Origin of the sequence: Flavobacterium dankookense, from assembly GCF_004362665.1 — a bacterium.
Taxonomy (GTDB): Bacteria; Bacteroidota; Bacteroidia; order Flavobacteriales; family Flavobacteriaceae; genus Flavobacterium; species Flavobacterium dankookense.
This window is the reverse complement of record NZ_SNXR01000012.1, coordinates 465,697-488,626: the sequence shown is the minus strand read 5'-3', so window position 1 is coordinate 488,626 and position 22,930 is coordinate 465,697. Positions and strand designations below refer to the sequence as shown.

The following is a 22,930-nucleotide window of genomic DNA, read 5'->3' as shown; positions in this document are numbered from 1 at the left end:
ATCAGAGTGTATATATGAATAATATACTGGATTTCTTTCACCGAATGGACCGTAATTAGTTTTTTCGATTTCAAAAGGGACAAAATATAGGCATATGAAAACTAAAATAACCATATATAGTACAATCAAGTATTTTGTATAATTTTTCATTTTTTAAAATTTATTAAATGTAATTAAAATACAAAAACAGCTATCAAATTGACAGCTGTTTTTGTTTTTTACTTATTTATCCAATCTTTAATGCCAAGTAAATAATTATTCATCCTTAAAAAATTACATTCATCTAAATCACCATTTATAATTGCTTTTTCAAATAAATGTTTTTCAGCTGTTCTATGTGGCTGATTAATAAATCTAAAAAGATATTTATGCTTTTCCTCTGTGTCAAATTCATTTTTAAATAAAGACAAGCAATCTGATATTTTAAAATATTCATTTTTATCAACAGTCTGATATTTATTGAATTGTTCCAATGAATCTTCTAAAAAAGATATAATCAAATTTGTTAAATGTGTTTTCATAAAATTGTATTTATCATTTACTATACAAAAGTATAGAAAAAATTGATGGAAAAACAATTTTTTATACTTTTCTTCTATGAACCACACATTTCACAATCATCACCAACATTTCCAGCGGCGTTTCTGGCGCGTTCTACCATTGCGGCAAAATCTTCGGCAGTCATTTCTCCATTTTCTGTTGGCGCAACAACCTCAACGGCTACAGCTTCTGGTTTTTCGGCGATTGTTGATGGTATTGGTTCCGCTTTTTTGTCGTTATTCAAAGTGAATTTGATAGCATCAACAGCTGATTTTGTTCTCAAATAATACATTCCTGTTTTCAATCCGCTTTGCCAAGCATAGAAATGCATTGACGTTAGTTTTGAATAGTTAGCATCTTGCATGAACAAGTTCAACGATTGCGATTGGTCAATAAAATAACCTCTGTGACGCGACATATCGATAATATCTTTCATCGACATTTCCCAAACGGTTTTGTATAATTCCTTCAAATCTGCTGGAATACAATCGATGTTTTGCACCGAACCGTTGTGACGCATAATTTCTTGCTTCGTTGTTTCGTTCCACAAACCTCTTTCTACTAAATCGTATAATAAATGTTTGTTTACCACGATAAATTCTCCAGAAAGTACACGACGTGTGTAGATATTAGATGTATAAGGTTCAAATGCTTCGTTGTTTCCAAGAATTTGCGATGTTGAAGCGGTTGGCATTGGCGCCATTAATAGCGAGTTTCTAACACCATTTTCCATTACTTCTTTTCTTAAACTTGCCCAATCCCAACGACCTGAAAGTTCTTCATCTTTGATGTTCCAAAGGTTGTGCTGGAATAATCCTTCCGAAATTGGCGAACCTTTGAAAGTAGAATATGGACCTTCTTCTTTTGCCATTTCCATAGAAGCTGTAACGGCAGCGAAATACATGGTTTCGAAAATTTCTTGATTTAATTTTTTTGCTTCATCCGAAGTAAATGGCATTCTCAACAAAATAAATGCATCTGCTAATCCTTGAACACCTAATCCAACTGGACGATGGCGAAGGTTTGAGTTTTCGGCTTCTTTTACTGGATAGTAATTTCTATCGATTACTTTGTTTAAGTTTCGAGTAACGCGTTTGGTTACGTTGTATAATAATTCGTGGTTGAACGTATTGTTTTCTACAAACATTGGCAATGAAATCGAAGCCAGATTACACACTGCAATTTCGTCTGCTGAAGTGTATTCCATGATTTCAGTACATAAATTCGATGAACGAATCGTTCCTAAATTCTTTTGGTTTGACTTTCTGTTTGCTGCATCTTTATACAACATATATGGTGTTCCAGTTTCGATTTGCGATTCTAGAATTTTCTCCCAAAGTTCACGTGCTTTGATGGTTTTTCTTCCTTTGTTTTGAGCTTCATACGAAGTATATAATGCTTCAAACTCATCGCCATAAACATCATACAAACCAGGACATTCGTTTGGACACATCAACGTCCAAGTAGAATCTTCTTGTACACGTTTCATGAATAAATCGGAAGTCCACATGGCAAAAAATAAATCGCGTGCACGCATTTCTTCTTTTCCAGTGTTCTTTTTCAAATCTAAAAAGTCAAAAATATCGGCATGCCACGTTTCTAGATAAATAGCAAAACTTCCTTTACGTTTTCCGCCACCTTGATCAACATAACGTGCTGTATCGTTGAATACACGTAGCATTGGCACAATTCCGTTTGATGTTCCGTTTGTTCCACGAATGTATGAACCTGTTGCACGAACGTTATGAATTGATAATCCAATTCCACCAGCTGACTGTGAAATTTTTGCAGTTGATTTTAGCGTGTCATAAATTCCGTCGATGCTATCGTCTTGCATTGATAATAAGAAACACGAAGACATTTGCGGTTTTGGCGTTCCGGCGTTGAACAATGTTGGTGTTGCATGCGTAAAGAATTTTTTAGACATCAAATCGTAGGTTTCGATTACTGATTCTAAATCATTTAAATGAATTCCAACAGAAACACGCATCAACATGTGTTGTGGTCTTTCTACGATTTTGCCATTGATTTTTAATAAATAAGAACGTTCTAGGGTTTTGAAACCAAAATAATCGTAGTTAAAATCGCGGTTATATATAATATGAGAGTTTAAAAACTCGGCATTTTCTTGGATAACTTTATGTACTTCTTCGGATAAAAGAGGCGCAGCTTGGTTGGTTCTTGGGTTTACATAGTGAAACATTTCGTTCATCGTTTCCGAGAATGATTTGTTGGTGTTTTTATGTAGATTGGAAATGGCAATTCGTGCTGCTAACTGAGCATAATCAGGATGTGTAACTGTCATAGAAGCAGCAGTTTCGGCTGCAAGATTATCTAATTCAGAAGTTGTTACACCATCGTATAAACCTTCAATAACTTTCATTGCCACTTTTACGGCATCAACTAATTCATTTAAACCATAGCACAGTTTTTTTATTCTGTCTGTGATTTTGTCAAACATTACTGGTTCTTTGTGACCATCTCTTTTAATTACGTACATACTTTTTGTTTTTTGAAATAGAAAATCCCTTCTCTATTTCGGTTAGTTTTGTTTTTTGTTAATCCCTTAACTTCTATAAAATTTTCGTTCTATAGATTTTTTTTGAAGCCAATCCAGCTTTCCGTTACAATCTTTTATTTCTTGTTCTCGATACTCGCTTTGCAAGCGAACTCGAACTGACGAAATAAAAGGATTTCCACTTCAATCTGGGCTAAGCTAATCAATGGCTTGGTTTCGTAACTAAACGCCATTGAACTTCAATCAAATAAATTCAGATTAAAAATCAGCGTCGAAACTAATTTTTTGGTCTTCGGTGTCTTTTGACATTACGCCTGCTTTTTGGTATTCGGCAACACGTTTTTCAAAGAAATTTGTTTTTCCTTGTAATGAAATCATGTCCATGAAATCGAACGGATTGCTTGAATTATAAACTCTGCTGCAACCTAATTCTACTAATAATCTATCGGCTACGAATTCTAAATATTGTGTCATCAAGTTGGCGTTCATTCCGATTAATGAAACTGGCAAACTTTCTGTAATGAATTCGCGTTCAATAAGTAAAGCGTCTGTAATGATTTCGGTAATTCTGGCTTTTGAAACTTTGTTTATCAAATGGTGATTGTGTAAATGCACAGCAAAGTCGCAGTGAACGCCTTCATCGCGAGAAATTAGCTCATTAGAAAACGTTAAACCTGGCATTAAACCGCGTTTTTTTAACCAAAAAATCGAGCAAAATGCACCTGAAAAGAAAATTCCTTCTACGGCTGCAAAAGCAATTAATCTTTCGGCAAAAGAATCGGAACCAATCCATTTTAAAGCCCAATCTGCTTTTTTCTTGATGGCAGGAAAAACTTCTAATGCGTTGAAAAGTGAGGCTTTTTCGGCTTCGTCTTTTACATACGTGTCTATCAAAAGTGAATAGGTTTCGCTGTGAATGTTTTCCATCATGATTTGGAAACCATAGAAAAATTTTGCTTCTGGATATTGTACTTCGTTTACAAAATTTTCGGCTAAATTTTCATTCACAATTCCGTCAGAAGCAGCAAAAAATGCCAAAATATGCTTGATGAAGTATTTTTCATCATCGTTTAGTTTATTATTCCAATCGGATAAATCTTGATGCAAATCAATTTCTTCGGCTGTCCAAAAACTAGCTTCCATTTTTTTATACCAATCCCAAATATCATGATGTTTGATTGGGAAAATCACGAAGCGGTTTTTGTTTTCTTGTAAAATTGGTTCGATAGTCGCCATTTTGAATTTATTTTAAAATTATTTGGGTGATTTTTTGACCTTTTGAGTGTGATACAAAGATTGTCAAACGAAACGGAAAAAGAAAGTCAAACTTATCCACAAATCGAGCTAGTTTTTAACAAACTGAAGTTTTGTTTAACGTTTTTAGAAATTTTACAAATAATTGATTATCAATTATTTAAAATTAATTTATTTTACGCAAACCGCATAGATAAAGGATATTAAGAAAATACGCATCGAAATATTTTAACATTTTTGAAAGCGCTAAAATCTAATTTTTAAAGCAAAAAAAAGAGCAATCTTCTATTGAAAATTGCTCTTGTCATTTTATTTGAAAACCTTATTCTTGAATATAAGTTTTATTTCCGTTTTTGTTGATGTAATATTTTCCACCTCTTGGTCCAGTGAATACTTTTTTACCTTTATATGAACCTGTAACTTTGTCTTTCACTTTCTTTTCAGCCGATTTAGAAAGTGTAGTTTCTTTCATGTCTTCGGTTTCTTCCGCAGCTGTTTTTTTGGTTTTTGCTACAGTGCTTTTCGCTTTTGCAGCTGTTTTGTTTGCTTCTGCTTTGGCTTTTCCTTCTGTTGCTTTAGCTGATGCTGAAACAGATTTTGCTTTGGCTTTGGTCGCTTTAGCTTCTTTTTCGGCTGCATCTTTAAAGCGTTTGTCTGGTGTTCCGTCTTTTTTAAGTTTTGTTGCTTTTTCTTCTACTTCTTTTTTAGTTTTAGAATTTTTTGCTTTGGCTTCTTTCTCTGCTTTTTTAGCGTCTTTTTCAGCGTCTTTTTTTGCTTTTGCTTTTTCGTCTTTTAACTTTTCAAGTTTAGCTTTGTTAGCCGCAGCTGATTTTTCGGATTTTGCTTTTGCTTTTTCTTTTACAGTTTGAGCAAAAATGGTATTAGAAAAGACAAATACCAGGCATAATAAAATTAGTTTTTTCATGATAATAGATTTTTAATAATTTAAAATTAGTGATTTTTTTATTACAAAATACATGCCAATTAAAAATAGGCTCTTAATTGAACATTTCCAGTGTGAATGGTTTGGCTCGTTTCTGTTTTTCTTCCTAAATAATTAATGTTGATGTCTAAAAATTCGGTTAAATTTTTCTGCAAAAGTAATCGCCAAGTTAAGTTTTGTCCAGGTTGTAATCCTTCGAGCATCTGAAATGCAACAGGCGACAAAGCATCGCCATTGAATTTATTTTGATACAATGAAAACTCGCCATTGACCGTAAATTTCTTTTCGCCAGAATAGGAAAAAGATGTTCCAAAACGGTTTTGAAGCAAAGATTCGCCATCTCCAAGTTGGTTTTCCTTATTTTGATATTCATAAAAAACATCTAAACTGGCATTTTTATTGAATAAATAAGACACTTTTGGGTTCATTTGATAACCGTTTACAATAAAATTTTTACTGGCATAATTTTCAGAAAACAATTCGGTTGAAATTGATTTTGTGTTCAACGTAAACAACCATGTTTTTTTCAACAAATGAATATATTGCAACTGATGGGATTTGTTTTTGCTTTCTTGCGAACCTACTGAAAGTAAGCTTTTCAATCGATTTTCGGTGTAAGTATAAGTCATCGAATGTTTCTGTTTTCCACGATTATAAAACAAGCTGTTTCTAATACTGGTATTCAATCCCAATAGATTTTCTTCGTCTGTTGAAAACGGATTTAAATCGAAATTATCGCCATTTCTGAAAATTTTCCGTTCAATCAAATAAGATGATTGATTATAAAAATAAGACAATAATTTTTTAAAACCTATTGCATTTTGCCACTGCGATGTATTCAATGTCAACGATTGCGAAAAACGGTTTTGGTGGGTTTTTACAAATTCTTGATTTGGCAAAAACACCCGAACATACTTGGCTTGATCAGGAAAAGGCGCAACTTCAAACTCTTGCAACTCTTGAATTCCGTTATTATTGTAATCAATCCAAGTAAAAACTCCTTGACCTGGTTCAACTTCAAGATAGGTGAATTCTTGTTGTGCAATGGTTCCCGAAGTAGTTTCATAAGATGTTGTTATTTGCATCAATTGATTGAAATATTGATCGTTATACAACAATCTAGAATTCAGCGAAGGTTCGTTTCCACGCAAGTTATCTTCAAATTTCAGGTTTCTGTAATTGATAAAAACAGATAAATCACTTTTTTTGGTTTGAACCAATTTAGATTTCAAATAATACGAATTGGAAGTATTTACTTTTTGGAGCAATCCATTTTGCAAACTATCATTTACACGTTGTAAATAACCCAATTCTACAAAAACTTTTGTGCTATCGCCACGACCAACAAACGCGCCATATTCTGTAAATCGTTGACTTAAAGCAGAAAGCTGATTAGTTGCGACAAGTTTTTCTTTATTGTTTTCTAAACGTAAACTTCCGCCAATCCAATTTTTATTAAAATGATATCTTGCTTGTGTTTGATTTCGAATAAAAGAAGACGTTGCAAAACTTCCATCACTTTTTAAAACGCTGGCATTTTGCAAAATATTCCAATCTTTTAATTTGAAAAAACCATTTACCAAATGCCGATTTCCTGAAAAACTTTTGGAAAAATCAAGCTTTTCAAACTGATAGGTTAGCTTTCCTTTTTCGGGTAAAATAAAATCCAAACCATTGATGAGTAAACTTTGATTTCCTTCAAAAGACGTTAAATTCCAATCGCGATTGAACTCAATATTGAACAATCGCTCTATGGTTTGGAAATTTTCTTGAACAAATTGATAGTTTCCAAAAGCATCGATTTGCCATTTTTTACTAAGCAATCGCTGTTTGAAATTCAATTTTCCAGCAATTCCTTTATTATTGTTGTCATCGATAGAAGAAAACAAATTTTGGTCGTTATTGCTTACGCCAATTTCAAAATCAACTAGCGTTTTTTCGTTTGGATTGAATTTTCCAACAACGGTTGCGATTTGGATTTTTGTTGGTGCAATTAATCGAGTTATTGGTTCATAATTTCCTTGAGGAATTCCAGCGATTGGTTCAACATACTGATAAATTTTGCCAATAGAATTGGAAGTAATCAAATTGTAATTCCCAAGATTTTGGCCAACCAAAGTGAATTTGACATTATATAATTCGTCATCTGGATTGTTAGATTGTTCAAAAACTTCAATGCCGTTGATGATTACTTTTTTATACAGAACTTTGTTGTCGGAATACGTATCGAGATAAGCCGATGGCGCATTCATTAAATTTAAATTATCACCAGCATTTTTTAAAATTTCAACTTGCTCTGGAGATAAATTTTGTTGTAGCGGTTGGTTTTTTACATCATTTTCAGAATACAAATATCCACCTAAACTCCATTTTTTTGCTTCATGATTTGCTCCAGCATACGTCACAAAACGCGTGTAACTTCTATCCGAATATTGGTATTCAATAACGATACGCATTTCAGAAGTAATAGGAAAAAGCGATGTGAAAGTAATTTCGCCAGCATTATAATCAATGATATAATCGTTGTTCTCGCCACGTTTTTTTTGAATTCCGTTGACGTACACACGTTCTGAACCCGAAATTACTAAAACAAACAATTCGCCATTATTTCCTCGCAGTTTATATGGACCTTGATTTCCTTCTTGTCCAGTGAACGAACTTCGAGCATATTGTCCGCGAACCAAAGCCGCCGAGGCGAAAATATCAGTTTTGTTTTCTTCGCCACCAAAGGTAAAATGTGTAGAAAGTCCTTGTACTTTTTTATTGAAATTTAGAAAGCGTGATTGTCTGTTTTCAAGAAATAAATCTCCAGCGCGAATGTTCCATTTATCGGTAAACAATTCGATGAAAATTTGGTCAAATTCATCTAATTTTTGAGAATAACCGCCATCTTGCAACGGAATATTGCTGTCTTGAATAGAAGCACGAAGTGAAACTTTATCAGAAATTTTTCCAGTGATTTGCAAATCGAGGTTGGAGTTTACTGTTGCGTTTTGGTTATTTCCAACCGTTACGCCACGAGTTATACTTCCGGAAGTGTTTAGTCCGTCGAAAGGCACAAATTTTTTAACCGAGCGATTGACTTTATACAAATTTCCTTCTTCGTTGGGAACAATTCGGTCTTGGTCGTAAATGCTATAGGTTTTGGTTAAAAAATCGGGATATTTTAGGTATTGAACGGTTATGCTGTCTTTGGCACTAAACCCGTTTTTGAAGAGTAGTTTTCCTTTTTTGAAATCGATTTTATAAAAAGAAGTGTCAATTGGCGTTCCATCTGCTAATCGCATTTTGAAAAAACCCGAATTGATGCTTACTTTTTCAATGCTAATGGTATCGGCAGAAACAGCAACTTTTTTAGTTTGATACAACGATGTTGTTTCCTGAGCCGAAAGCTTGGAAAACCCAACGAAGATTATCAATAAAAAAAGTTTTTTTAGCATACATACTTATAACGTAAAAAAGCTATTTTGAGTATAAAAACAACACTAATTCAAATATTTAAAAAACCATTAAGAAATTAAGAAAATTAAGTTCCGCAACTCTAAATGAAACTTAATTTCTTAATGGTTCTGTTTTTTTTCATAAATGTTTCTACTCCTTAGTTACCAATTGCATCGTTTCTCTAGAAATTTGTTTCACCAAAACATTTTTACCATTTTCAACAATTTGTGCTGCTTTTTCATCAAAATGACGAATGGTATAAAGCGAAACCTCTTCGTTGTAAGCCACTTTGAATTTTTTAGAAAGGATATTTTTCAATTCGCCAAAATTACCAAACTTATCTTCCACACAAACCGAGAAACTAATCGCTGAGTTTTGTATTAAACTTACTTTTATTTTAAATTGATGAAATAAGGCAAAAATCTCACTGATATTTTCTTCCATGATGAATGAAAAATCAATAGACGAAAGCGAAATCAACAACTGATTTTTCTTTACGATAAAACATGGCGTTTGTGGTTCTAAATCAGCGCCTTTTGAAACACTTGTTCCTGGCAACAAAGGATTGACAAACGATTTTACAAAAAGCGGAATCTCTTTTCTCTGTAATGGTTGCAATGTTTTTGGATGAATAACCGACGCGCCATAAAACGCTAATTCGATTGCTTCGCGATAAGAAATTTGATTTAGCAAAACTGCATTTTCAAAATATCTTGGATCGGCATTTAAAACTCCAGGAACATCTTTCCAAATTGTTACACTTTCGGCACTTAAACAATAGGCAAAAATTGCTGCTGTATAATCAGAACCTTCACGACCTAAAGTAGTTGTGAAATTATTTTCATCAGAACCTAAAAAACCTTGTGTGATGTTGAGTGCTTTTTTCTTTACACCTTTTGAAATTAACTGTTGTGTTTTTTCCCAATCAACATTTGCATCACGGTAATTATTGTCCGTTTTGATGAAATTTCTAACATCAATCCAGTTGTTTTTTAGTCCAGCATGATTGAAATAATGACTTACAATTGTAGTCGAAATAATTTCACCATAACTAACTACTTGGTCATAAACAAAGCTGTAATTAGGCGATTTATTACTTCGAATAAAATATTCCAAATCAGCAAAATGACTGTTTACGGCATAAAAAACATCGTGTTCCTCGTCGTCAAACAAGTCCATCAAAATTTGGTTGTGGTACTTTCGAACTTCTTGTAACGAAGCATGAAGTTCGTTGGACTTTTCGAAATAATTCTTGATAACTGTTTCTAAAGCGTTTGTAGTTTTTCCCATAGCGGAAATTACTAAAAGCGTATCTTCATGACCAACTTTTTCAAGAACGCTAAACACATTTTTTATTCCATCAGCATCTTTAACTGATGCACCACCAAATTTGAAAATTCTCATTATAAATTAGTTAAAAATTCATTTATTCCTTGTTCATCCATTTGGACTACGCGCCAATCGTCAAGAATTTTTGCGCCTGATTTTTTATAAAAATTAATTGCCTGAATATTCCAGTCTAAAACTGCCCATTCTATTCGGCGGACATTGTCTTTTTTTCCTTGTTCTATTATTTTTGAATACAATGCAAAACCAATTCCCGAACCACGCATTTTTTCTTTCACAATTAAATCCTCCAAATGAATTGTTTTACCTTTCCAGGTCGAATAGCGATAGTAATAAAGTGCTATACCAACAATTTCGTCATTTATCTTAGCAATAAAAGTGTGAAACAAAGGAGTTTCTCCAAAACCATCTTTTTCTAAATCGGAAACGGTAACTACAACAGCATCAGGTTCTTTTTCGAAAGTAGCTAATTCTTGAATGAGTTCAAGAACGGCTTTCATGTCTTTTTTTTCTCCTTTACGGATAATCATTTTAAAAAAATTTGGAACAAAAATACAATTAATAATTTCTTCTTGAAAGCGCTTTTTTCTTTAACAAATTTATCGATATTTGCAAAACTAACTACAACGATTTCGTAATGGAAGAACGCAACAAAACTCTAGGTGAATTTATCATCGAAAAACAATCTGAATTTCAATATTCTTCGGGAGAATTATCTCGAATTATCAATTCCATTCGATTAGCGGCAAAAGTCGTAAACTATAAGGTAAACAAAGCTGGTTTAGTTGATATTATTGGCGCAGCTGGCGACCAAAACATTCAAGGCGAAGACCAACAAAAACTAGATGTTTATGCTAATGAAGTTTTTATTCAAACGTTAATAAACCGTGAAATTGTTTGCGGAATTGCTTCAGAAGAAAACGACGATTTCATTACCGTTGCTGGCTCTGATAAAAGTCACAGTAGTAAATACGTCGTTTTGATGGATCCGCTTGACGGTTCATCTAACATTGATGTAAACGTTTCTGTTGGAACGATTTTTTCGGTTTTTAGAAGAAAAACTCCTGTTGGAACTCCAGTAACAATTGAAGATTTTCTTCAGCCTGGAACACAGCAAGTAGCAGCTGGATATGTAATATATGGAACTTCAACTATGTTAGTTTATACAACTGGTCATGGCGTAAACGGTTTTACCTTAAATCCTGCAATTGGAACATTCTACCTTTCACATCCCAATATGCAATTTGCCAAAGATGGAACCATTTATTCCATCAACGAAGGAAATTATGTTCATTTTCCACAAGGAGTAAAAGATTATTTAAAATATTGTCAATTGGAAGAAGAAAACAGACCTTATACTTCGCGATACATTGGAAGTTTAGTCTCTGATATTCATAGAAATATGATAAAAGGCGGCATTTATATTTATCCAACAAGTTCTAAATCGCCAAACGGAAAATTACGATTACTATACGAATGCAACCCAATGGCATTTATTGCCGAACAAGCTGGCGGAAAAGCTTCTGATGGTTTTGGACGAATTATGGAAATAAATCCAACAGAATTGCATCAGCGTGTTCCTTTCTTCTGCGGAAGTTATAATATGGTTAGCAAAGCGGAAGAGTTTATGGCAAAATATTGTTAAAAAAAAACTCCCAATTTCTTGGGAGTTTTTTTATTTATTCATATGTGTCATTTCATATACAAACGTATCCAAATCTACATTTAAAATCAGCAAAGACATTGCTTTATCGATAATCAAAGGTACATTTCCTGGTGTAAAACCCAATGCTAATGCAAACTTAGTTAAGATTTCTTTTTGCTTTGGTCCAAGAACGTGATCAGCATAAACCATTCTTGATAAATCAAACAAACGCTCTAAGCGTTGAGAATGCAAATACGGTGGATTAATTGGATATTTCAAAGGATTTTCTAAAATCTCTTCATATTCTGAAGCCGAAATTTCCAAACGAACAGCCAGTTTATCCAAAAACTCTTTTTCTTCTCTACTCATATCACCATCGGCAATGGCAACACGAACAATAGCCGAAAAATGACCTTTATTTCTACTTTTAAACTCGCTATCAAATAAATCTGAAATGGACATAATTTTAATTTTTGTTGTGCAAATATAATTCAATTTACCATTTTAAGAAAACCATTCTACAATGTTTTCATGTGTTTTTTATTGAGATTTTATTTTTTTTACTAAGTTTACATACCTAAAACTACTTTTTTTGCTATGTCAGACTTCTGGATTTACTTCAACGTTGGTCTAAAACACGTGCTTGATATTCATGCCTATGACCATGTCTTATTTTTGCTTGCATTAACCGTTCCTTATGATGCAAAAGCCTGGAAAAGAATACTAATACTAGTTTCACTTTTCACACTTGGACACACATTATCATTATTTTTAGCCGTTTTTGGAATTGTAAAAATCAACCCAACCTTTGTCGAATTTTTAATCCCGATAACTATTTTAATCACCGCAATTTTCAACATCTATTCCACAGGAAAATCAGCCAAAAAAGACAACATAACTTTCATCGGATTCGTTACGCTATTCTTTGGAATTATACATGGATTGGGCTTTTCCAACTATTTCAACAATATTCTTTCAGGCTCAGCAACCGACAAATTATTACCCATGTTTGAATTTGCACTCGGAATCGAAGCTGCACAAATCATCATTGTCATTGCCACATTAATTCTCGCATTTGTCTTTCAAACCCTATTCAAATTCTCAAAACGCGACTGGATTTTAACCGTTTCGGCCTTCATAATTGGTGTCGTAATTCCTATGATTTTGAACAGTGAAATTTGGCAAAACTAATATTTAACTAAATAATTCTTAAACTATTTCTAGAAGCGAATCGTTTAGGTATCTTTGTTATCCATTTTCCCGCTTTCCATTTCAATATCCCGATAAATCGGGATGATTTACATTACAATCGGGGCTAGAAAGGAAACCATTTGAATTTATGAAAGAACAAAAACAACACAAATACGACGTAGCCTATCTAAGAATAGCTGCCGAATGGAGCAAACTTTCTTATTGTAAACGAAAGCAAGTTGGCGCAATTATCGTTCGCGATAGAATGATAATTTCCGATGGTTACAACGGAACACCATCAGGCTTTGAAAACTGTTGTGAAGACGAAGAAGGTTTAACCAAATGGTATGTTCTCCATGCCGAAGCCAATGCCATTTCAAAAGTAGCGCGTTCTACACAAACCTGCGAAAATGCTACTTTATATATTACACTTTCGCCGTGCAAAGAATGCAGTAAATTAATTCATCAATCTGGAATTAAACGTGTTGTTTTTCAAAATGGTTATCGTGACGCTTCAGGATTAGAATTTTTAGAAAAAGCCGGAATTGAAGTTACCCAAATTCAAGATTTAGAAAGTTAAAAATACTGAAACAATTCAGTAAATCCATGAAATCAAAAGACAAATATTTACCCATTTTACTTTTTGCCTGCGTTGGCTTAGGAATCATGATTGGAGGAATTATAAACTTCCCCGAACATTATTCAACCCCAAAAAACGCTCCAAAAGCAAAACTCAACAAATTAATTGATTTCATCAATAATGAATATGTTGACGATGTCAATTCGGATTCAATTGTGGATTTAACTGTCAACAGTATTTTAGAAAAACTAGATCCACACTCTATCTATTTACCACCAAGCGAACAAACCACTGAAGCCGAAATTATGAAAGGTGATTTTGTTGGAATTGGTGTGAATTTCTACATGTATAAAGACACCGTTACGGTGGTAAATCCATTGCCAAATGGTCCAGCAGCAAAAGCTGGAATTCAAGCTGGTGACCGAATATTATTTGCAGGAAAATCAAAACTTTATGGAAGAAATTTACCTTCGGATAGTTTATTTACCAAATTAAAAGGCGAAGAAGGAACCAAAGTAAATTTAACGGTTTACAGAAAAAGTACCAATAAAAAAATCAATCTAACTGTCACTCGCGCCACAGTTCCTATAAAAAGTGTTGACATTGCTTTGATGATAAATAAAACTACTGGCTACATTAAAATAAATCGTTTTGCCGAAACAACCTACGATGAATTCCTAAAAGGATTGCGTGATTTAAAACAAAAAGGAGCAAAAAGTATCGTTGTTGATGTTAGAAATAATGGTGGCGGATATTTAGAAAAAGCAGTTGAAATTGCAGATGAATTTCTAAAAGAAGACGAACTTATTGTTTTTACAAAAAACAAAAAATCCATCATAAATAAAACTTTTGCTACTAGTGAAGGTATTTTTGAAAACGGAAAAGTTACCATTCTAATTGATGAAAACTCAGCGTCAGCCAGCGAAATTTTAGCTGGAGCCATTCAAGATAATGATAGAGGAACAATTGTTGGTCGTCGTTCATTTGGAAAAGGATTAGTGCAACGCGAAGTTGATTTTGAAGATGGTTCGGCTGTTCGGTTAACCACAGCAAGATATTATACACCAAGCGGTCGTTCTATTCAAAAACCTTACACCAAAGGCGAAGGCGAAAAATACAGTCACGATTTTGAAACTCGTTTTGAAAACGGCGAATTATATGCCAAAGACAAAATTAAAGTTGCCGATTCGCTGAAATTTAAAACCAAAAAAGGACGAATAGTATATGGCGGCGGCGGAATCGTTCCCGATATTTTTGTACCACTTGAAGTAAAAAAAGGCGAAGAAGGATTAGCTTATTTATTAAATTCTGGAGTAGTTGATCATTTTGTTTTTGAGCAAATTGACAAAGACAGAAATGCATTTAAAGACATGACTTACGCAGCTTTTTTAACCAATTTTGGAAAAGACGATAGCTTTATTTCAAAGTTTGAAGACTATCTTAAAAACGCTGGATTGGAACTTAAACTATCAAACAATAAAGAAATTGTCAAAACCCATTTGATTGCCGAATTTGCAAGACAACTTTTTGGAGAAATTCAATATTATCAAATTTTATTGAAAGACGATGCGATGATAAAAGCGGTTTTGAAAAAAAATCAATAAAAATTTTGTAAGTAAAGAATTATTTATTAAGTTTGATTTAGTTATAACTAAATCATTTACGTTCTTACTTTAAAAAAATATATAATTGCGTTCTAGCTTTTAAAAATCTCTGTTTTCAGGAATCGTGGAAAATTTCGAAACACATGGAGAAGTAAAGTTGGATACGTCTACAATTTGCCTAGGCGTTCCATTTGCTTTTGTGTTTAGGTTTCCACTAACCTCTGAAACGAGTATTTGGTTCTGCTTACGCTTTTTTATGTTTTAATTTATTCATTTTAAAAATTAAAAAACATGAAAAAAAAATTTATCCGTTTTAATGTTTGTTATAGCCACAATTTTATTTACTAGTTGTGAAAAAGATTTATACGAAGATTCAATTAAAAATAGTTCAAGAAAACTAAAGATTGACAAAATCAGATTATCTGATATTGACAACAACACATCATTTAAGATTCTAGAAAAAGTGAAAGGGTTGAAAAGTACATTCAATCAAAACAAATCGAATTTAAACAATCAAGCAAATAGATTTACATACAATGATGATTTAGATTTATATATTGATTATGATAACGGAAAAGCAATACAAGATGGAGGTAATTTATATTATACTTTTCCAATGTTTAGAAAAAGTGAAGAAAACTTAGAAAACATATTGTTTATTCCAAAAGATAATGGTCTACTTGATTTATATTTTATAAAATACAATATAAAACCAGAAAATTTTAATAACCTGACAGAGATTGAAAAAAGTAATTTAAACATTCAGGTCTATAGAGAAGCCGGATATTTACTTTGTTTTGATGTTATTAATCGTTTTTTAGTTTATCCAAATGGATGTCAAGAAACCCATTCAAATGGTTACACTTGTCAACTTGAAGTTGTTACTGAAATTACAACTTTTTGTGATTGGGTTTCTTCAGGTGGTGGTGGCACGACAAGCGGAAGTGCATCTGCTGGTAATTCTGGTGGAAGCAATATCGATGGTATTAATGTTCCTGGTAGTGGTGGAAGTTCTGGAACTAATGTGAATAATGACTCATCGATTCCACAAATCATTACTTCAATAATTGGTCTGACACCTACACAAATTAATTTTAAAGATTTTATTACGGGATTAAACACCGATCAGCAATATTGGTGGCACGCTCAAGAAAATTTAGATGTTAGAAAAGAAATTGAAGAATATGTAAATCAACATCCAAATAATTTGAGTGTATTTTTTTACGTCGAGCAATTGATTGATTATTTAATTTTAAATCCAAATATTTCAACCTCTCAAGTTAAAAACTGGTTTTTTAAACCAAGTGTCGGAAATTTTATTTACGATGATAATATAAATTCTCAAAATTCAATGAATTTTCAAAGTTTGGAGGAGTTTGAAGAATTTTTTAACCAAATTAATGACAATATAGGTCCCGCAATAGAATTTGTAGATGGCGATACTAAAATTGCAAAATTCAAGTTTGTTGTAAACTTTTTTACAGATTTTAATGTTGAAGTTCAACAAAAAATTAATCCTTTTTCTGTTGAAAATGTTAGTTCAAATATATCAGGAAACACATTTTCGATATCTTACGAACAAACTACACCTAATAACGCATCAGAAATAACGACAATATCTGAAAACCTTACAAAAATTAAGTTTTCAGGCAATCTTAATTTTAATGTTTTCATTCAAGGATTAGGAACTATTCATACATATCATTTAACTTTTATAGTATATGTGAATCCAATTACTGGACAACCAGTATCAGGACAAATAATTGGATTACCATAAAACTAAAAAATATTTAAGTTATTTAATTTTAAAAAATAAAAAATGGAAGAAATAAATGTTGGGTCAAGTTTAGGATTAGTGATATTTCAAATTTTATCATTAGTATTTCAAATCAGTGTAATTTTTTTCCTGTATAGATTAATTCTCTGGATTTTTAAAAAAAGTAAAAAAGCTTAATGTCTTTAACCAATTCAAGACAGTTTTTTTGATATACTCATAAAGATAAAAATCATAAAGTAAAACAGAAAAAAGACATTGTTATTAAATTCATTTCAATGTCTTTTTACTTCCTAACACTATCATGCACCTGAACATGAACACCATTATTCCAAAGCGTTAAAATATCTGTAGCAACTGCTGCACCACTACCAGAAGCAATGGCTAATTGACTTCGCCAACCAGCAAGAGTTCCAGTAACATAAATACCTTCGGTTACTTTGTGATCAACATTTTTTAATTGAATTCTATTTTTCTCGGGAATTGTTTTTTGATGTGGAATGACATATTCGTCTAAACCTTCAATGGTAAAAGGATTTCCAGCACCAATACTGATGACAACCAGTTGCGAACGATATATATTTTTGTTAGTTGTAATAGTGAAATTTCCAAACTCACCGTCAATTTTCATAACTTTTTCATTCGGAATTTGAGTAACATGCGGATATAATTGTTGCAATTGTTCAACACTTTCTGTTAAAAGTTCTGAACCTAGTTTTCCTGCAGAAATACCATAAGCATTATTAAAAAGAGCATCTTGCAAAGACGATGCTTTTTGATGAGTGATAATTCCAATTTTTTTATCGATTACAAATGGTTTATTACGAGCGGAACCCAAAACCAAAGCACACGACATTCCCGAAACGCCACCGCCAATAATCAGAACATCAAACATATAAAGAAAAATTAATTTTTGAGTTTATCTTCAATTTTTTTAGACATTCTAAAAATTAAAAGAATGAAAACGGCACACAACGCTGCTGCAATTCCAATTAAAGCAATGGAACTTTCACCTTCAAATGGTTTATCAAAATCCAATAAAGTAACATTGAATACGATTAATCCGAAGGCAATAACAATTAATATGGTAGTAAAAATTTTCATGAAATAAAATTATGAGACAAAAATACAAATAAGAATCTTATACAAAAAGGTCTTTAACATTAGCCGCAAATAATTTAACAGCAATTGCCAGTAAAACAACCCCAAATACTTTTCTAATGATACTCAATCCGTTTTTGCTCAGCATTTTTTCAATTTTTGAAGATGATTTTAATACGGCATAAACTAAAATTATATTCAAAATAATAGCAACAATAATATTTATAGAATGAAATTCCGCTCTAAGTGAAAGTAAAGTTGTCATCGTTCCTGCTCCAGCAATTAAAGGAAACGCAATTGGAACAATCGAAGCGGAGTTGGCTTCTTCATCTCGATATAATCTAATACCTAAAATCATTTCGAGTGCCAAAAAAAACAATACAAAAGAACCTGCCACAGCAAACGAGTTCACGTCTATTCCAATTAATTTTAAAATCTCTTCTCCAACAAAAAGAAAAGCAATCATAATTCCAGCCGAAACCAAAGAAGCTTTTTCCGATTGAATATGTCCAAACTTTGTTCTCAAATCAATAATGACTGGAATACTTCCAACAATATCAATCACAGCAAAAAGAACCATTGTTGCCGTTGCTATTTCTCTAAAATCTAAATTCATTTCCATTATTTTTTGCAAAATTAAGTTTTTAATAGTTCACAGAAGCCAATTTTCATTTGTACTTTTGCTCCATTAAATAAAAGAAATGTTTCAGTTAGGAAAAACTATAGTTTCAGAAGATATTTTAGAAAAAGATTTTGTTTGCAATCTTTCCGCTTGTCATGGCGCTTGTTGTGTTGACGGCGATGCTGGCGCACCTTTAAGTCAAGAAGAAACCAAAATTTTAGAAGAAATTTATCCAAAAGTAAAACCTTTTCTCCGCAAAGAAGGCATTGAAGTTATCGAAAGACTTGGAACTTGGGTTGTTGGAACCGACCAAGATTTAGAAACACCTCTAATTGATAATAAAGACTGTGCTTATGTTATTTTTGATGGAAAAACAGCACTTTGCGGCATTGAACAAGCCTACAATCAAGGAATTATTGACTGGAAAAAACCCGTTTCATGCCATTTATACCCAATTAGAGTAAAAGATTTTTCAGAATTTGCAGCTGTAAACTATGACCGTTGGGATATTTGCAACGATGCTTGCACACTAGGAAAAGAACTTCAAGTTCCTGTTTATAAATTTGTTAAAGAAGCTTTAATAAGAAAATTTGGTGCCGATTGGTATTCCGAATTAGAAAAAGTTGCCGAAGATTTAAAAAAAGAGAAATAAAAAAAGCCAGCACATATAAAAATGCTGGCTTTTTCTGTGGAGAATATCGGATTCGAACCGATCACCTCTACGCTGCCAGCGTAGCGCTCTAGCCAAATGAGCTAATCCCCCAAAATTGAAAGTCCAAATATACTACTTTTTACCATCAAAAAAAGCATCGGTTAAATTTCTAAAATAGATAACTTACTATTTACTAAATTTGCACTTATAAAACTTCTTTCATGAGTAACATCAGAATCACCAAACAATTTTCATTCGAAACAGGTCACGCACTCTACGGCTATGACGGAAAATGCAAAAACGTTCACGGACACAGCTATAAATTATCCGTAACCGTAATCGGAAAACCCATAACCGACAACTCCAATGTCAAATTTGGAATGGTCATCGATTTTTCTGATTTGAAAAAAATTGTCAAAGAAGAAATTGTCGATATTTTTGATCACGCCACTGTTTTCAACCAAAACACACCACATATTGAGTTAGCAAACGAGCTAAAAAACCGTGGTCATCATGTAATTTTAGTCGAATATCAACCAACAAGTGAAAACATGGTCATCGATTTTGCCAAAAAAATTAAAGACCGATTGCCAAAAGAAATTCTACTACATTCCTTAAAACTACAAGAAACCGAAACCTCATTCGCCGAATGGTATGCTTCCGATAACTAAACTGTCATCCTAGGCTTGTCGTAGGAAGAAGCGAATCGCTCGGGAAATATCAGTAGATGTCATTCCAGCTTTTCGTTACAATACAAGCAAAAAAGCTTGTATTTTCACTACAATCTGGGCTATCAATTGATCAAATCGAATATTTATATACGTTTGGGCAATCATTTAAAAAAATAGACAAAAGGATAAAAGACAAACAGAAAAAACATAAAAGTCTATCGTCTACCAATCTATCATCTATTTGTCTCTTAAAAAAAATCACTAATTTTACCAAATGCAAATCCAACCCAATAAAAAAATATACTTCGCTTCCGACCAGCATTTTGGCGCACCAACCGCCGAAGCTAGTTTTCCACGCGAACAAAAATTTGTTGCTTGGCTTGACGATGTAAAAAAAGATGCAGAATGCATTTTTCTATTAGGTGATTTGTTCGATTTTTGGTTTGAATACAAAACCGTTGTTCCCAAAGGTTTCGTGAGAGTTTTAGGCAAACTAGCCGAAATTCGCGACAGCGGAATTCCAATTTACTTCTTTGTAGGCAATCATGATTTGTGGATGCACAATTATTTCGAAAAAGAACTCAATATTCCGGTTTATCATGACAATCAAGAATATACCTTCAATGGAAAAACCTTTCTAATTGGTCACGGCGACGGAAAAGGTCCAGGCGACAAAGGCTACAAACGAATGAAAAAAGTTTTCACCAATCCGTTTTCAAAATGGCTGTTCCGATGGCTGCATCCTGATGTTGGCGTGAAATTAGCACAATATCTTTCCGTAAAAAACAAATTAATTTCTGGCGAAGCCGATGTTAAATTCCTAGGCGAAGAAAACGAATGGTTAGTGCAATATGCCAAACGAAAACTAGAAATCAAACACTACAATTACTTTGTCTTCGGCCATCGCCATTTACCGATGATAATTCCAGTTGGCGAAAACTCACAATATGCCAACCTCGGCGATTGGATTGGTTATTTCACTTATGGTGTTTTTGATGGAGAAAACTTTGAGTTGAAAGAATATAAATAGAAATAAACTTTCAACTCTAACAGAGTTCGAAACTCTGTTAGAGTTCAGAGTAAAATCACCTCAAATCCTTCAATCGCAATTGAACCGTAACATTGCCATTAAATTCATTTTCATCAATACAAAAAGCGATATCAAACGGATTTTGATTTTTAGTCAATTCCAATTTATTTCCCAATCCAAAACCAATTACGCCAAAACCTTCACTTCCATTTTGCTTAACAAAAAGTTTTAAATGCTCATCACTTTGACCAATTGTTTTACCATAACCCGTATCTTTTACATTTTTACACATAAAAACCGGTGTCATATTTTGTGGCCCGAAAGGTTCAAATTGGTTTAAAATTCTAATCAATCTTTCATTAATATCGGATAAGTCAATTTCAGCATCAACCGATATTTCCGGAATTAACAAATCAGGAGGAATGGTTTTTTCCACTTCTTTTTCAAAAGCTTCTTTGAAAACAAGATAATTTTCTTCCTTCAAAGTCATTCCTGCAGCATACATGTGTCCACCAAATTGCTCCAAATGTTCCGCACAAGCTTCCAACGCATTATAAACATCAAAATCTTTCACTGATCGTGCCGAAGCAGCCAATTTATCACCACTTTTCGTAAAAACAATCGTCGGACGATAATAGGTTTCAGTCAATCGAGAAGCCACAATTCCAATCACGCCTTTGTGCCAATTTTCATTATAAACAACGGTAGTAAACTTTTCTTTTTCGTTATTTTCTTCTATTTGCGAAAGCGCTTCCACCGTAATTTGTTTGTCTAAATCTTTTCTATCCGAATTGTGTTGCTCAATTTCGGAAGCAAAAATTTCCGCTTGATCTAAATCATATTCCGTTAGTAATGCCACCGCTTCGTTACCGTGTTTTATTCTTCCCGCAGCATTAATTCGCGGTGCAATGATAAATACGACATCCGTAATGGTTAAAACTTTCTTTTTTACATTTTGAATCAAAGCCTTAATTCCTGGTCGTGGATTGGAATTGATAACTTCTAATCCAAATTTTGCCAAAACCCGATTTTCTCCCGTAATCGGAACAATATCAGCCGCAATTGCCGTAGCAACCAAATCCAAATAAGGAATTAAATCTTCAATGGTTTGATTTCGGTTTTGTGCTAAGGCTTGAACCAATTTAAAACCAACACCACAACCACAAAGTTCATCATACGGATAACTGCAATCATCACGTTTTGGATCTAAAACAGCAACAGCTTCGGGCAAAGTTTCGCCCGGTCGATGGTGATCACAAATGATAAAATCAATATTCTTTTCTTTAGCATAAAGCACATGCTCAATCGATTTTATACCACAATCCAACGCAATAATCAGTGAAAAACCATTGTCTTCGGCAAAGTCAATTCCTTTATACGAAATACCATAACCTTCATCATATCGATCGGGAATATAAGTCGCAATGTTGGGATAAAAACTTTTTAAATAGCTCGACATCAATGAAACTGCTGTTGTTCCATCCACATCATAATCGCCAAAAACCAAAATGTTTTCTCCATCTACAATCGCTTTTTCAATGCGAGAAACCGCTTTGTCCATATCTTTCATTAAATACGGATTGTGCAAATCATCCAAACTCGGACGAAAAAACTGTCGCGCATCGTCAAAAGTTTCAATGCCACGTTGCACCAAAAGCGTAGCAATCAACTCATCCACTTTGAGTTCATCAACTAAATGTTTTACTTTTTCTTGAGAAGGTTTTGGTTTTATAGTCCAGCGCATAATTAATTACGAATTGAGAATTACGAATTATGATTTTTTAAACAAAAATTTAAAAACTATAAATTTCAACAGAACATATTCAAGTAATAAAACAACAATAAAAAGTAGTGCTAAAAACAAACTATACATTTCAAAAGCAAAACTTATTCCACCAACTCTCAAATCAGGTTCAATAAAAATTTGATAAATCAGATAAAAGTTTAGAATTGAATATATAACTACGTTAACTAAAAAAATCACTTTGCCTTTTTTTAGATTATCCATATAAAATTT

20 protein-coding genes and 1 tRNA gene are annotated in these 22,930 nt (G+C 33.0%); 8 read left to right on the top strand and 13 right to left on the bottom strand.

The genetic code is table 11. The annotated features are described in order from the left end of the window. Positions 1–218 precede the first annotated feature (218 nt). From BC748_RS06185 to BC748_RS06155, 7 genes are all read right to left on the bottom strand, one after another. Positions 219–521: a hypothetical protein gene (locus BC748_RS06185; RefSeq protein ID WP_133532594.1), complete on the bottom strand. Its 303-nt coding sequence runs from the start codon at positions 519–521 to the stop codon at positions 219–221. Positions 522–595: 74 nt separating this feature from the next. Next, positions 596–3,040: a ribonucleoside-diphosphate reductase subunit alpha gene (locus BC748_RS06180; RefSeq protein ID WP_133532593.1), complete on the bottom strand. Its 2,445-nt coding sequence runs from the start codon at positions 3,038–3,040 to the stop codon at positions 596–598. Between the two features lie 276 nt (positions 3,041–3,316). Beyond that, complete coding sequence (locus tag BC748_RS06175) at positions 3,317–4,294, bottom strand: ribonucleotide-diphosphate reductase subunit beta (protein ID WP_133532592.1); 978 nt, start codon at positions 4,292–4,294, stop codon at positions 3,317–3,319. 340 nt (positions 4,295–4,634) lie between these two features. Continuing rightward, positions 4,635–5,237 carry a hypothetical protein gene (locus tag BC748_RS06170; protein WP_133532591.1) on the bottom strand — a complete coding sequence of 201 codons (603 nt, stop codon included), beginning with the start codon at positions 5,235–5,237 and terminating at the stop codon, positions 4,635–4,637. Positions 5,238–5,296: 59 nt separating this feature from the next. Then, entirely contained in the window at positions 5,297–8,695 is a 3,399-nt protein-coding gene (locus BC748_RS06165; RefSeq protein WP_133532590.1) for a hypothetical protein, read from the bottom strand. A gap of 151 nt (positions 8,696–8,846) precedes the next feature. Continuing rightward, entirely contained in the window at positions 8,847–10,100 is a 1,254-nt protein-coding gene (locus BC748_RS06160) for an aspartate kinase (protein ID WP_133532589.1), read from the bottom strand. Next, entirely contained in the window at positions 10,100–10,573 is a 474-nt protein-coding gene (locus BC748_RS06155; protein ID WP_133532588.1) for a GNAT family N-acetyltransferase, read from the bottom strand. The genes BC748_RS06160 and BC748_RS06155 overlap by 1 nt, the downstream gene beginning before the upstream one ends. Positions 10,574–10,680: 107 nt before the next feature. On the opposite strand from BC748_RS06155, the gene fbp reads away from it, so the two are divergent. Further along, positions 10,681–11,688, top strand: coding sequence for a class 1 fructose-bisphosphatase (fbp, locus tag BC748_RS06150; protein WP_133532587.1), 1,008 nt, complete (start codon positions 10,681–10,683; stop codon positions 11,686–11,688). 30 nt (positions 11,689–11,718) lie between these two features. Here the strand turns inward: fbp and BC748_RS06145 are convergent, their stop codons facing one another. Next, complete coding sequence (locus BC748_RS06145) at positions 11,719–12,150, bottom strand: tellurite resistance TerB family protein (protein WP_133532586.1); 432 nt, start codon at positions 12,148–12,150, stop codon at positions 11,719–11,721. A 135-nt stretch (positions 12,151–12,285) separates the two neighbouring features. Between BC748_RS06145 and BC748_RS06140 the strand changes: the two genes are divergently transcribed. The 4 genes from BC748_RS06140 (at position 12,286) to BC748_RS06125 (ending at position 16,840) form a co-directional block, all read left to right on the top strand. Continuing rightward, on the top strand, positions 12,286–12,879 hold the full coding sequence (locus BC748_RS06140; RefSeq protein ID WP_133532585.1) for a HupE/UreJ family protein: 594 nt from the start codon (positions 12,286–12,288) through the stop codon (positions 12,877–12,879). A 148-nt stretch (positions 12,880–13,027) separates the two neighbouring features. Next, entirely contained in the window at positions 13,028–13,459 is a 432-nt protein-coding gene (locus BC748_RS06135; RefSeq protein ID WP_133532584.1) for a deoxycytidylate deaminase, read from the top strand. 26 nt (positions 13,460–13,485) lie between these two features. Continuing rightward, a complete protein-coding gene (locus BC748_RS06130; RefSeq protein ID WP_133532583.1) occupies positions 13,486–15,063 on the top strand; it encodes a S41 family peptidase in 1,578 nt (525 codons plus the stop codon). A gap of 316 nt (positions 15,064–15,379) precedes the next feature. Beyond that, on the top strand, positions 15,380–16,840 hold the full coding sequence (locus BC748_RS06125; protein ID WP_133532582.1) for a hypothetical protein: 1,461 nt from the start codon (positions 15,380–15,382) through the stop codon (positions 16,838–16,840). 283 nt (positions 16,841–17,123) lie between these two features. Here BC748_RS06125 and BC748_RS06120 read toward each other — a convergent pair whose 3' ends face one another. From BC748_RS06120 to BC748_RS06110, 3 genes are read right to left on the bottom strand one after another with little or no spacing between them, the layout of a single operon-like run. Next, complete coding sequence (locus tag BC748_RS06120; RefSeq protein WP_133532581.1) at positions 17,124–17,732, bottom strand: FAD-dependent oxidoreductase; 609 nt, start codon at positions 17,730–17,732, stop codon at positions 17,124–17,126. Between the two features lie 11 nt (positions 17,733–17,743). Then, positions 17,744–17,941: a hypothetical protein gene (locus BC748_RS06115; RefSeq protein WP_133532580.1), complete on the bottom strand. Its 198-nt coding sequence runs from the start codon at positions 17,939–17,941 to the stop codon at positions 17,744–17,746. Positions 17,942–17,978: 37 nt separating this feature from the next. Further along, the gene (locus tag BC748_RS06110) at positions 17,979–18,554 is read right to left on the bottom strand and encodes a MarC family protein (protein ID WP_133532579.1); all 576 of its coding nucleotides are present in this window, start codon (positions 18,552–18,554) and stop codon (positions 17,979–17,981) included. Positions 18,555–18,639: 85 nt separating this feature from the next. Here BC748_RS06110 and BC748_RS06105 point away from each other — a divergent pair, with 85 nt between their 5' ends. Next, entirely contained in the window at positions 18,640–19,212 is a 573-nt protein-coding gene (locus tag BC748_RS06105; RefSeq protein ID WP_133532578.1) for a DUF3109 family protein, read from the top strand. A 37-nt stretch (positions 19,213–19,249) separates the two neighbouring features. Here the strand turns inward: BC748_RS06105 and BC748_RS06100 are convergent. Next, positions 19,250–19,323: transfer RNA gene (locus BC748_RS06100), tRNA-Ala, on the bottom strand. A gap of 110 nt (positions 19,324–19,433) precedes the next feature. On the opposite strand from BC748_RS06100, the gene BC748_RS06095 reads away from it, so the two are divergent. Together BC748_RS06095 and BC748_RS06090 are read left to right on the top strand one after the other, a co-directional pair. Continuing rightward, complete coding sequence (locus BC748_RS06095) at positions 19,434–19,883, top strand: 6-pyruvoyl trahydropterin synthase family protein (protein ID WP_133532577.1); 450 nt, start codon at positions 19,434–19,436, stop codon at positions 19,881–19,883. 274 nt (positions 19,884–20,157) lie between these two features. Next, positions 20,158–20,913 (top strand): UDP-2,3-diacylglucosamine diphosphatase, encoded by a 756-nt coding sequence (locus BC748_RS06090; protein ID WP_133532576.1) that lies wholly within the window; start codon positions 20,158–20,160, stop codon positions 20,911–20,913. A gap of 55 nt (positions 20,914–20,968) precedes the next feature. Here the strand turns inward: BC748_RS06090 and recJ are convergent, their stop codons facing one another. Continuing rightward, positions 20,969–22,657 (bottom strand): single-stranded-DNA-specific exonuclease RecJ, encoded by a 1,689-nt coding sequence (gene recJ / locus BC748_RS06085; protein ID WP_133532575.1) that lies wholly within the window; start codon positions 22,655–22,657, stop codon positions 20,969–20,971. Between the last annotated feature and the right edge of the window lie 273 nt (positions 22,658–22,930).